Annotated in this window: 10 protein-coding genes; all 10 read right to left on the minus strand. The window is 71.6% G+C overall.

Going from position 1 to position 12,006, the window contains the following annotated elements:
* Positions 1–104: 104 nt before the first annotated feature.
* The 10 genes from LV780_RS07565 to LV780_RS07610 all read right to left on the minus strand — a co-directional run bounded on the left by LV780_RS07565 (position 105) and on the right by LV780_RS07610 (position 12,005).
* Positions 105–899, minus strand: coding sequence for a transglycosylase SLT domain-containing protein (locus LV780_RS07565; protein ID WP_108220249.1), 795 nt, complete (start codon positions 897–899; stop codon positions 105–107).
* A gap of 5 nt (positions 900–904) precedes the next feature.
* Positions 905–2,134 (minus strand): flagellar hook-associated protein FlgL, encoded by a 1,230-nt coding sequence (flgL, locus tag LV780_RS07570; RefSeq protein WP_108220250.1) that lies wholly within the window; start codon positions 2,132–2,134, stop codon positions 905–907.
* Positions 2,135–2,141: 7 nt separating this feature from the next.
* Positions 2,142–6,239 (minus strand): flagellar hook-associated protein FlgK, encoded by a 4,098-nt coding sequence (gene flgK, locus LV780_RS07575; protein WP_117344977.1) that lies wholly within the window; start codon positions 6,237–6,239, stop codon positions 2,142–2,144.
* A 95-nt stretch (positions 6,240–6,334) separates the two neighbouring features.
* Positions 6,335–6,637 (minus strand): rod-binding protein, encoded by a 303-nt coding sequence (locus LV780_RS07580; RefSeq protein ID WP_101341125.1) that lies wholly within the window; start codon positions 6,635–6,637, stop codon positions 6,335–6,337.
* A complete protein-coding gene (locus LV780_RS07585; RefSeq protein ID WP_011908687.1) occupies positions 6,637–7,752 on the minus strand; it encodes a flagellar basal body P-ring protein FlgI in 1,116 nt (371 codons plus the stop codon). Before LV780_RS07585 ends, LV780_RS07580 begins: the two co-directional genes overlap by 1 nt.
* On the minus strand, positions 7,749–8,417 hold the full coding sequence (locus tag LV780_RS07590) for a flagellar basal body L-ring protein FlgH (protein WP_101341124.1): 669 nt from the start codon (positions 8,415–8,417) through the stop codon (positions 7,749–7,751). Before LV780_RS07590 ends, LV780_RS07585 begins: the two co-directional genes overlap by 4 nt.
* Before the next feature lie 7 nt (positions 8,418–8,424).
* The gene (flgG, locus tag LV780_RS07595) at positions 8,425–9,213 is read right to left on the minus strand and encodes a flagellar basal-body rod protein FlgG (protein ID WP_108220253.1); all 789 of its coding nucleotides are present in this window, start codon (positions 9,211–9,213) and stop codon (positions 8,425–8,427) included.
* Positions 9,214–9,266: 53 nt separating this feature from the next.
* Positions 9,267–10,022: a flagellar basal body rod protein FlgF gene (locus tag LV780_RS07600; protein WP_011908690.1), complete on the minus strand. Its 756-nt coding sequence runs from the start codon at positions 10,020–10,022 to the stop codon at positions 9,267–9,269.
* An 8-nt stretch (positions 10,023–10,030) separates the two neighbouring features.
* Positions 10,031–11,302, minus strand: a complete 1,272-nt coding sequence (locus tag LV780_RS07605; RefSeq protein WP_101341123.1) for a flagellar hook protein FlgE — start codon at positions 11,300–11,302, stop codon at positions 10,031–10,033.
* 25 nt (positions 11,303–11,327) lie between these two features.
* Entirely contained in the window at positions 11,328–12,005 is a 678-nt protein-coding gene (locus LV780_RS07610) for a flagellar hook assembly protein FlgD (protein ID WP_108220254.1), read from the minus strand.
* Between the last annotated feature and the right edge of the window lies 1 nt (position 12,006).

The raw sequence follows: 12,006 nt of genomic DNA on the forward strand, positions 1-12,006 counted from the left end.
GATGGCCCCGATGCTGCAACTGCATTGACGGCTAGGTGCCCAGCCCAAAAGTCGGATCTCCAACCTTGGGAGGATGCCCCCATCCTTTTGGATGGGTTTTCATTTCAGGGCTGTTCCGCAAGCAGCGCCCGGAAGGACTCGACCGCCTGCCAGCGCGCGCGAAGCCGCGGCGGCAGCTCGGACTTCGCCAGAAGGCCCGGCTGAGGGGCATCGAGATGGAGGGGCCCGCCCGAAGGAATGACCGCCGCCGCATCCGGCAGGGAGGCTGCCCCCGCAAGGTTCACCATCGGCTGCGGCGCGAGGACCAGGATGCCCTGCACCCGCGCGGCCTCCATCGTGCGCTCGTCCGGCAGGATCGCGCCCGCTTCGGCCAGACGCGAGCCGCCGCGCTCGGCCGTGACCTTCGCGAGATAGGATGCGCCGCGCGCCCGATCGGCCGAATGATAGGCGGCCGTCGCCGCTTCCCAGGATCCCAGCCGCGCGTGAAGCTCGACCAGAAAGCGCGCGGCATGGCGGGTGTTGCGGACCGGGTCGATCATCTCTTCGGGCGAAGCGAAGGCGGGCGCGTGCCAGCGCCAGTTGAGCTGCATGCAGCCCACGTCGATGTTCGTGACCCCCGACGTCACGACCGAGCGCAGCATTGCCAGCGCCTCGTCCCGGCTCTCGAAGAACATGCCCCGCCCGCCCTGATTGAGCGTCCAGGGCCAGGCCCGGCCACCGCGGCCCGATTCGACGCGGGCGATCGCGGGCATGAGCCCCTCGGGCAGGCCCGCCTCGGCGCCGGCACGGGCGGCCAGCTCTTCGCAGCTTTCCGCAGCCCGAAGGGCGGGCGCGGTCAGCACAAGCAGGACAAGGAACAGCACGAGCCTCATGCCGGACAGGGGCAAGCGGCGTGCCATCCCGCCTAGCGCAGATAGTCGAAGAGGCTTCGGCTGGCGATCTTCACATAGGTCTGCTGCGCCGCCTCCTGCGTCAGCAGAAGCGCCTGAAGCCGTGTCACCGCCGCCGCCACATCCAGATCCTCGAGCCCGGCCACCGTCTGCGTCATCCGCGTCTGGCGCCCCTTGATCGCCTCCATCTGGCTGTCCACGCTCGCGGCCAGAGACCCCGCCCGCGCCCGCTGCTCGGCCATGTGGCCGATGGCGGCGTCGAAGGCGGCCGTCATGGGCGAGGCGCCGAACCGCTTGTCCACCACCCAGCCCTCGCGGCCCCGTTCATCCGTGAGGGTCGCCAGCACCTCGCGCGCCCCGTCGCTCCGGCTCATGCCCGACAGCTCGATCGTGCCCAGCGACGCCAGCCGCAGCGAGCCATCCGGAGCCGTCGTGGCGGTGATGCCGGTCGTCGCCGCGGCGGCGTTGATCGCCTCCTCGACCGAACCGGGCAGACGCTGCTCGATCTCGGCCGATCCGCCGGGCCCGGTCAGGGTGAAGCGCAGCGTGGCCTCGCCCTGAACCGGCTCGATCGAGAGACTCGCCGTGCCGACCGAGGTGCGGGACGTAGTGGCCTTGCTGATGGGCGGCGAGAGGGCCGCCACCAGATCGTCGGCAAGATCGAACAGGCTGCGGACGCCCCCTTCGGTCTCGACGGTCATGAAGACCTCGTTCCCTCCGAGGCTCGTGGCCACGCGCAGGCTCTCGGACAGCTGCGCGACGGGCTGGCCCGCGTTGCCCGCAAACCGCACGCCCGTAGCGGTCTTTTCGAAGGCCGCGCCCGTGGCATAGCCCGAGAACAGCCCCTGCCCCGTTCCGTCCTTGCGGTTGGCCGCGGCCAGCATCGCCTCGCGCAGCGCCTCGGCCTCGATGCGCAGGCCCGCCCGGCCCTCGTCCGTCAGGCTGGCATTGCCCATCTGGAGGACGATGTCCTTCAGGTCGCGCACATGGCTGGCGACATCGCCCAGCGTCACGTCCAGATGGGCCAGCCGTTCGGCCGCCGTCCCGGCATTGACGGAAAAGCGCGAGAGCGCGTCCTGCACCTCGCGCGCGGCCGACAGTTGCAGGGCGCGGGCGGGATCGGCCGAGGGCCGCGGATCCTGCGTTGCGGCCGAGATCCGTTCCTGCAAGCCGCCGATCTCGGTCTGGATCCGGGCAAAGTTCCGGCTGGCGAGGGTTGCGAAGAGGGTGGTTCCAAGGGTCATGGCCGCCTCACAGCGCGTTCATAAGGGTTTCGAACAGGGTCTGCGCCACCGACAGCACCTGCGAGGAGGCCTGATAGGCCTGCTGCTGCTCGATCAGTCGCGCGGCCTCGGCATCGAGATCGACCGCCCCCGCGGCGGCGGCGGCCCGCTCGGCCACTTCCAGCGCCGCGGAAGAGGAGGCGACGCGCCCGTTGGCGGCCGAGGCTTGCGTGCCGATCCGCGCCTGAAGGCGGGCGTAATCGGCGCCGTAGCCGCCCTGCCCGGTGGACGGGTTCCCGGTCGCCAGTTCGAGCAGCCGGCCCAGCGTCTCGGCGCCACCCGAACGGCCGTTGGCGGGCGTCAGGGCAAAGCTGTCTCCCGTGGCGAGCGTGCCGTTCAGCGTGATCCGCAGCCCGCCGACCGTGGCCGAGCCGTCGGCGCCAAGATAGCGGGTGCCGATGGAATGGCCCGTGACGCTGTCGATCAGCTCGATCTGCCGGCTGGCCCCGTCGAGCACCCGCACCTCGACCGCGTCGGGTGCCGGCGAAGGCGTGCCCGCCGTCACCGAGCCCGCCAGCCGCAGCCGGCCCGTGCCGGTCGTCAGCACGATCAGATCCTCGTCCGGAAGATCGGTGAGCGTGAGGCGCTGGCCGGCCAGCGCGCTCGCCTCCGCCGTGGCCGAGAGCGGCGCGGCGGTCGTCGATGTGAGAACCAGCTCTCCGGCTCGCACCGCCACCGTGGCACCCTCGGTCGCAAGCCCCGCGGCACGGGCCCCGGCCTGGGGCGGCACGCGGACGGCGCCGGCCGTCGCGGGCACCGACAGAACCAGCCGCCCCTCGGCGTCCCATGCCGCCGTGCCGGGAAACCCCGCGGGAACGTTGATGGCGCCCGCATTGGCGGTCAGGCCGTAGCGGATCCCCCCGACCTCGACATCGAAGCTGGCCGGCAGCCCGGCCGGATCGGCGGGCTGCCCGGTGAGGGTCGCCGTCGCGCCATCCGCCGCGCCAAGCCCGAACGCCTCGGCCGATCCGCCCTCGACGCGGATGCTCGCCCCGTCGAGCGAGCCCGCGGCCCGGATCACGAGCCGGTTCGAGGCGTCGAACTCCGCCGTCAGCAGTCCCGGCTCGCCGCCCTCGACGACGACCGTGTCGCCCGTCATGCGCAGCCGGTAGCTCTGGCCCTCGTAGGAGAGCGCCACCGTCCGGCCCTCCGCAGGCCGCGCGGCCACCGTGCCGCCCGTCAGGGTCGCGGACGGGCCCTCGGCGCGCAGCAGGGCCGCCAGACCGGCGGCCACTCCGGCACCGTCGGAAACGCCCGCCGCCGCCGCGTCGAGCGTGACGGTCAGGCCGCCCAGCGTCACCGCATAGCGCGCCGAACCGGATTGCGCCTGCAGCCCGTTCGCAGACAGGCCCGCCCCGTCGAACGCGGGGTCGTAGGTGAAGGCGTAGCTCTGGACGGCCCCCGCGCCATTCACGCTGCGCGAAATGAGGCCGCCCGTCAGGGGATCGGGCACCGCATCCTGTCGCAGCCCGTCCAGAACCGTGGAAAGACGGCCCGCCGAGGCCAGCCTCACCTCGCCCGTGAAACGCGCGCTGTCCGTCGCACCCGACAGCGTGACGGCACCGCCCGAAGGCTGGCCCTCGGGCGTGGCGCCCTGCAGCGTCACCGGCGCCCCGCCACCGTGGACGAGGCTGCCGATCCCGATATCCTCGCCCGTTTCATGGACCAGCAGAAGCCGGGCCCCGTCGGGCGACAGCTCGGCCCGGATGCCGGTCGCGGCGCTGGCCGCGTTCACGGCCTGCGCCAGCGCATCCATCCGCCCGCCCGAGACCGCACCGCTGATCCGCAGCGGCGTGAGGTTGCTGCCGGTGAGCTGGAACGAGAGCGGCCCGTCGGCGGGCGCCTCGAGCAGGACCGCCGTGCGGGCTTCGGCCGCGACACCGCCAAGCGCGGCGCCGATCGCCTCGGCCGCGCGCTTGGCCGAAGTGCCCGCCGGAAGCGAGAGGGCCACGGGCAGCTCGGCCCCGACCTCCACCGTCAGCTCGCGGCTGCCCGATGCGGCGGCCGGCACCCCCGAAGATCCCGTGGCCGGCTCCGACAGCCGCAGCGAAAGGCTGTTCGCTCCGGGCAGGATCGCCCCGTCGATGCCGGTGCCGCGGTAGCCCGCCCCGTCCGCGCCGTTGAGCGTCGAGGCATCATAGACCGCGCCCGGAAGGAAGCCGTTCGCCTCGGTCAGCAAGAGCGCCGCCTCGGCCGCCGAAAGGGGCGTGCCCGCGATGTGGCGTCCCTCGCGGGTGATGATCTGGATGGTGCCGCCCGCGGGCTCGGCCCGCGAGAGGCTGCCCGCCACCGTGCCGCCCGCGCCGGCCACGGTGGCGCCCGGATCGAAGTCGCCGTTGCCCAGCGTGAGGGTGAGCTGTCCGCCGCTGCCGCTGGCCGTGATGCCGAGTTCGGCGAGGGTGAGCCCGCCGAGGCTCGTCGCACCCGTGTTGAGCGCCTGGACCAGCCCCGTCACGCTGCCCGCGCCGAGGGCCGAGAGGTCGAACTGGTGCAAGGCCCCGCCCGCCGAGAAGGTCAGGGTGGCGGCTCCTGCGGCGGCGGCGTCCGACAGCAGGAATTGCTGCTGCGACTGCGAGCCGAGGCTGGCGAGGGTGACGGATCCGGTTCCGGCGGGGATGTAGCCCACATAGCCGCTGCCGCTGTGGAGCGACGAGACGGCGTCGGCGCCGCCCGGCCCCGTCAGAAACCCGCCGATCGCGTCGCTCAAGGCCGGCTCCGTCGTCACCGGCAGGATGCTGGCCTGCGCGTTGCCGGTGTTGCCCGCTGCCGCCGACACGAGGAACGCGGCCGAGGCCGCGATCTTCTTCGTGTCGGTCGTCAGGAAGCGCATGTCGATGGCACGGCCCTCGCGCGGCGAGATGGTCAGCCGGTCGCCGTCCCTGGCCAGGCCCGTCATCTGCAGGGTCAGGCCCGGCAGGGTGATCGTCTCGGCCCCGCGGCCAAGCTCCGCCCCGTCGGCGTCCATGGCCCGCCAGATCCCCTCGGCCGCATCATGCACCAGCGTCACCGGACCCAGGGCAACCGGCAGGTCGAAGCCCGCCACGATGGCCCCGGCCGTGCCCCGGTTGGTGGGCTGCGCCGACACCTGCCATCCGCGAAGCGCGAACAGATCGCTGCCCGCGGCCCCGGTCTGGTCGATCCCCTGCGCATGGATGGCGTTCATCTCGCCGGCCACCTGTCGCGCCAGCCGGTCAAGCTCGGCCGTGGCATTGTCCACCGCCGACAGCGACGAGGCCAGCCCCTGCAGCGTGCCTCCGGTGATCTGCCGGCTCTGGAGCGTCGTGCCGTTCCGGCTCACCTCGAGCACCAGCCCGCCCGCCTCGGCCGTGCCGATCGTGCTGGCCACCGCCCCTTCCAGAAGGAGCGGCCCGCCGGGCGTCGAGCCCAGCGTCACCGTCGCCCGGCCGATCGGGTCGAAGCTCGCGGTGATCCCGATCGTCTGCGACAGGTCGCGCAGCAGCCGGTCGCGCTCGTCCAGCAGCGGGTTCATCGCGGACCCCGAAGAGCCGACCATGCGCCCGTTCAGCTCGGCCAGCTGCCGGAGCTGGCTGGTGGCCCGCGCGGCCGCCTGCGCCGACAGGTCCGCCACATCCGCCCGCAGCCCCTGCAGACCGCTCGCCACCGTCATGAAAGACCCCGCGAGCGTGTCGCCCGCCGCCAGCATCAGCTGCCGGAGCGCGCCGTCGTTGGGGTTCGTGCTCAGGCGGTTCACCGCGCCGAAGAAGCCGGTCAGCGCCTCGGGCACGCTGCCCGGCCCCGACAGGAACAGGGTTTCGACCGCCGCCGTCGCGGTTTGCAGGCTCTGGGCCGAGGCGGCGGCCGAGTCCGCCGTGCGCAGCCGCTGGGCGACGAGACCATCGAAGGCGCGGCGCACATCCTCGACCCGCACCCCCTGCCCGGACCCTGCGGCGCTGGTCGGGCTCACCTGCCCGCCGGGCACCTGCGCAAGCACCACCTCGCGGCGCACATAGCCCTCGGTGTTCACGTTGGCGATGTTCTCGGCCGTCACCGAGAGCGCCGAGCGGTAGGACAGGATGCCCGAGCGGGCGATGTCGAGGATGGACAAGGGTCAACTCTCCACGAATGGCGGGGGCGCAAGGGGCCGCGCGCGCTGCGGGCCGGACGCCGCACGGGCGCCCGGATCGGCCGGTGCGGGCCGCCTCATTCCGGGCGTCCCTTCACAAGCGGGGCGAACTGGCGCTCGATCGCGTCCGCGATGCCCAGACCCGCGCGGCCGGCGGAGCTTCGGGCAAGCTCCATGTCCAGCATGTCGCGCGCCGTATCGACACCGGCCGAGCCGAGCAGGTCATCGCCCGGCAGGCCTGCCCGGCCCGACTTGAGCAGCTGGGTCAGAAAGAGCGACTCAAAGCCCTCGGCCGCCTGCCTCAGATCCGCCGACCCCGAGGGCTGGGGACGGCTGCCGGCGAGCGAAAGGGGCGTCAGACCCTGAAGCTTCACCTCCATCAGATCACCACCAGCTCGGCACGCAGCGCGCCCGCTTCCCGCAGCGCCTCGAGGATCGCCACCAGATCCGAGGGGCTCGCCCCCACGGCGTTGATCGCATCGACGAGCGAGCTGAGCGACACGCCGGGATCGAAGACAAAGGCGCGCGCCGGTTCCTCGGTCACGTCGATGCCGCTGTCGGGGGTGATCACCGGCTCGCCCGGCGCCACGACCGTTGCGTTGTTGCCCACGACCACGCTGGCCCCCTGCGAGACGCGCTGATCCTCGGTCACGCGGACGGTCAGCGAGCCGTGGGTGACGGCGGCGGGCGTCACCTTCACCGTGCCGCCGATCACGACCGTTCCGGTGCGCGCATTGACCACCACCTTCGCCACCGGGGGGGCGGGGTCGATCTCGACATTCTCGAGCAGGCTCATGAAGGTCACGCGCTGCGCGGGATCGGCCGGCGCGCGGACCCGGATCGAGGTGCCGTCAAGCGCCACCGCCACATCCGGGCCAAAGGTGCGGTTCACGCCCTCGGCCACCGCCGCCGCGGTCGAGAAGTCGCCGCGGTTGAGGTTCAGGATCAGGTGATCGGTCTCGAGGAACGGCGTCTCGACCATGCGCTCGACCATGCCGCCGCGGGGCACGCGGCCCACCGTCGGAATGTTGACGGTCAGCGACGAGCCGTCCCGGCCCTCGACGCCAAGCCCGCCGACCACGAGATTGCCCTGCGCGATGGCATAGACCTCGCCATCCGCGCCCATGAGCGGCGTCATCAGCAGCGTGCCGCCCTTGAGCGACTTGGCCTGCCCCACGGTGGAGACCGTGACATCCAGCGTCTGGCCGATCTTGAGGAAGGGCGGCAGATCGGCCGTCACCATCACCGCCGCCGCGTTCTTGGCCTTGAGATCGCCCGTCTCGACCGAGAGGCCGAGGCGCGAGATCAGCGACTGCATCGACTGCTGCGTGAGCTGCGAATTGCCGTCGCCCGTCCCCGAAAGGCCCACCACGACGCCATAGCCCACCAGCGGGTTCGCCCGCACGCCCGCCACGCTGGTCAGATCCTTCAGTCGGTCAGCCCATGCGGGGGGGGCCAGCGCCATCAGCACCGCCAGGATCAGCGCGCCCCTCACAGCGGCGAGACCACGGCAAGGCCGCGCCGCAGCCAGCCGGGCTTGGCCGTGTCGGCGGTGTCGCCCGCGCCGACATACTTGATCTCGGCGTGCGCGATCCGGTCCGAACTGACCACGTTGTCGGGGCCGATATCCTCGGGACGGACCACGCCCTTCAGCCGGACATATTCGTTGCCGTTGTTCAGCGTGAGCAGCTTCTGGCCCATGATCTCGAGGTTGCCGCCCGGCAGCACGCGCGTCACCGACACCGACATCCGCCCGCGCAGCGAGTTGGACTGGGACGCGGCGCCCCGCCCGGCAAAGCTCTGGCTGGTGGAATTGTCGAGCGCCCCGTCGTCCAGCCCGAGCGTGAGCGCGTCCGGCAGGTCGAGCGCATAGTCGTTGCTGCGCGACCCGGTGGCGGTCTGCGACTTGGAGGCCGAGAACTTCTCGGCGAAGTCGATGGTCACGATGTCGCCCACCCGCGCCGCGCGCCGGTCCGACACGAAGAGGCCGCGGGCGCTGGCGCTGTAGATCCCGCCCGTGGGCAGGCTGTCGAGGCGCGCGGGCTCCTCGACCGGATAGACGGGCGCCCAGGCTTCGGAGGCGCGGTCCTCGACATAGGTCGAGCAGGCGGCGGGCGCGAGCAGCAGGGCCAGCGCGGACAGGGACATGCGGCGGGACATCGGCGCCTCAGAGCTTGTTGGCAAGGAATTGCATCATCTCGTCGGAGGCCGAGATGGACTTGGAATTGACCTCGTAGGCGCGCTGGGTCTCGATCATGTCCACCAGCTCCTGCACCACGTTGACGTTCGAGGATTCGAGCGCGCCCTGCACGAGCTTGCCGAAGCCGGGCTCGACCGGGTTGCCGATGGCGGCCTCGCCCGAGGCCGCGGTCTCGACCGCGAAGGTCTCGCCCACCGGCTGAAGGCCGCGGGGGTTGGCGAAGGTGGCGATGGTGATCTGCCCCACCTCCTGCGCCTCGGTCTCGTCGGGCATCAGGACGGACACGATCCCGTCGGCCGAGATCGTGACCGACACGGCGCCCTCGGGGATCTGGATCTCGGGCTGGACGACATAGCCCGAAGGCGTGGTGATCGTGCCCTCGGCGTTCTGCGAGAAGGTGCCGTTGCGGGTGTAGCCCATGCGGCCGTCGGGCAGCAGGACCTGAAAGAAGCCCGGCCCGTCGATGGCGAGATCGAGCGCGTTGTCGGTGTTGGCGAGCGAGCCCTGGGTGTAGAGCTTTTCGGTCGAGACCACCCGGACCCCCGTCCCCACTGCCGAGGGCGAGGTCATGGCGGTCGCCTCGGAGGTCTGGGCACCGCCCGGCTTCCAGGTCTGGTAGAGCAGGCTCTCGAAATTGGCGCGGTCGCGCTTGAACCCCGTGGTGTTGACGTTGGCGAGGTTGTTCGAGATCACCTGCATCCGGGTCTGCTGGGCGTTCAGGCCGGTCTTGGCGACATGCATCGCGTTCGTGGACATTCGGGGCTCCTTCAGGCGCTACGTCCGGCCTGCTGCAAGCCCCGTGCCACGCCCTACTCCGGCGGGCGCAACAGACGCGCGCCGCTCTCGTCCAGTTCCTTGGCGGCCGAGATCATGCGAAGGTTCAGCTCGAACGTGCGCTGGAGTTCGATGGACGAGACCAGCTCTTCCATCGTGTTGACGTTCGAGCCTTCGAGCACGCCTTGAAGGATGCGGGCGCGCTGATCGGGCGCGGGCAGCGGCTCGTCCCCCGCCCGGATCTGCCCGTCGGCATCCTTGCGCAGCGCCACGCCCTCGGGGATCACCGTGGCGATGACCGGGCCCTCGACCTCCTCGCCCGGGGCACCGTCCATCGGCTCGTAGAGGATGCGGCCCACCTCGTCGATCACGAGCGAGCGGACGGCCGGCAGCTCGATCGGCTGCATCGCCTGATCGAGCATCGCCTCGCCCGCGCCGTTCACGAGCTGCCCCTCGGCCGTGAGCCGCAGGTCGCCCCGGCGCGACAGGGCGGGCTCGCCGCCCTCGGGCTGGACGAAGAACCAGCCTTCCTCGGCGATGGCCACGTCCATCGGCTCGCCCGTCTGGTTGAGAAGGCCCGGCGCGCTCGAGAAGAGATGCGGACCCCGCTCGGTCTGGAAGGCACGGGCCGACGCCGTCTCCATCGCCTTGAGAAAGCGCGGGTCGCCCTCGTTCGTCAGGTCGCGCCGGAAGCCCGGCACGGTCTGGTTCGCGAGGTTCTGCGCCTGGATCACCCGCGTGTCGCGCAGATTCGCCAGCGAGTTCAGGGCGGTGTGGATCAGCCGGTCCATGATCCGCCTCAGCTGCGGATGTTCATGATCGTCTGCATCAGCGAGTTCGAGGTCTCCATCGCCTTGGCCGAGGCCTGGTAGTTGCGCTGCGCGGTGATCAGATGGACGAGTTCCTCGGTCAGATCGACGTTGGCATGTTCGAGCGCGCCGGCCCGGATGATCCCGAAGCCCGAGTCGCCCGCCGTGCCCGCGACGGGCTGGCCGGAATCGGCGGTGGCCGCGAAGCCCGAGGCGCCGAGCTGGCGCAGCGCCTGCGGGTTGGCGAAGGTCACCAGCACCACCTGCCCCATGGCGACGGAGTCGCCGGCGCCGTAGGCCGCCCAGACCGTGCCGCTGGCATCCACCTCGAGGCTGGTCAGCGCGGCCGCGCTCTTGCCGTCCTGGTTGACGGTGTTGACCTCGAAGCCGCGGTTGGTCAGCGCGGTGCCGGTCAGATCGAGCGTGTAGGGCGTGCCGATGCCGGTGGTGAAGCTGAGGCTGCCGGTGCCCCCGGCCAGCGCGCCGGTCGCGTCAAAGGCGAGATCGCCCTCGGCCGGCGTCAGCGTCTCGCCGGCGACGACGAGCCGCACCGCCCAGCCCGTGTCCGGGCTGCCCGCCGCGGGGTTCTCGGTCTTGATGAAATAGGCCGCCGCCTCGACCGCATTGCCCTTCGCATCGAAGACCGGGATCGCCGTGACGGCGGCATAGGTGGTGGGGTCGGCCGCGTCGAAGGCCGCAGCCGGAGGCACCGCCGCCTGCTGGCCCAGCATGGCGTCATCCGTCGGCAGGTCCACCGTCATCCTGACGGCCTTGGTGCCGACCGGCGAGCCCATCGTGAGCGGGATGGTGAGGGGCACGGCGGTGCCCGGCACCTGGCTCAGCGCGTCGCCCTCGACGCTCACGGGCCAGGCGAGCAGCTTCTGCCCCGAGGCGTTGACCGCAACGCCCTTGTCGTTCAGCCCGAAGGCGCCCGCGCGCGTGTAGATCGGCTCGGGCTTGGCCGAGTTCGGGCCCACGGCGGGCTCGGTGGCAAAGAAGCCCTGCCCCTCGATGGCGAGGTCGAGCGTGTTGCCCGTGGCCACGACCGAGCCCTGGCTGAACTGCATCGCGGTGCGCAGGGTCTGCACGCCCGATCCCACCGCCGTCCGGGCGATGCTGTAGGGCGACGAGTTGAACACATCGGCAAATTCGGCGCGGCTGCCGCGGAAGCCGATGGTGCCCACGTTCGCGATGTTGTGCGAGGTGGCGGCAATATCGTGCTGGGCGGCGGAGAGACCCGAAAGGGCGGTGTTGATCGACATGGAAAGGGCTCCTTTGGGGGCGGGATCAGCGGAAGGACGTGACGGACTCGGCGGGGACGCGGCCCTGGTCCTCGACCTCGAGCAGCGTGCCCCGACCATCGGTCGTGGAACCGACCGACAGGACACGGGCATAGACCGAGGGCGCGAGCGGCACGGAGCCATCGGCATTGGCGGCCGAGACACTGACGCGCAGCGGCACGCGCGACGAGACGAGCGAGGCGGGCACTTCGTCCCAGCCAAAGTTCACCTGCCCCGCCTTCTGCGGCCCGAGGGTCTGGCTGTGCAGAAGCTGGCCGGTGACGCTGTGGGAATAGGTGACGACAACCGCTTCGGCCGGATCGGTGAGCGTGGCCGCGCCATGGACGCCGCCCGCCTCGTCCGCGCGCGCCAGCGTGCCGGGGACCAGCACGCTGCGCCCGATCAGCGACGCGGCGGTGGCGGTGCGGAACGAACCGAGCCCCTCGCCGATGCCGCTGAGCGTGCCGTTCAGCTGCTCGATCCCCGAGACGGTCGAGAACTGCGCCATCTGGGCGAGGAACTCGCCGTTCTCCATCGGCTGGAACGGGTCCTGGTTCTGAAGCTGCGTCGTCAGGAGCTTGAGGAAATCCTCCTGCCCCAGGTTCGAGCTGCCCTTGGCCTGCGTCGCCGTCTTCATCGCAAGCCCGGCGGCGTAAGAGCGGTCAACCGGCGTCGTGGTGGTCATG

It is taken from the genome of Cereibacter azotoformans (assembly GCF_021391315.1).
GTDB classification, from domain to species: domain Bacteria; phylum Pseudomonadota; class Alphaproteobacteria; order Rhodobacterales; family Rhodobacteraceae; genus Cereibacter_A; species Cereibacter_A azotoformans.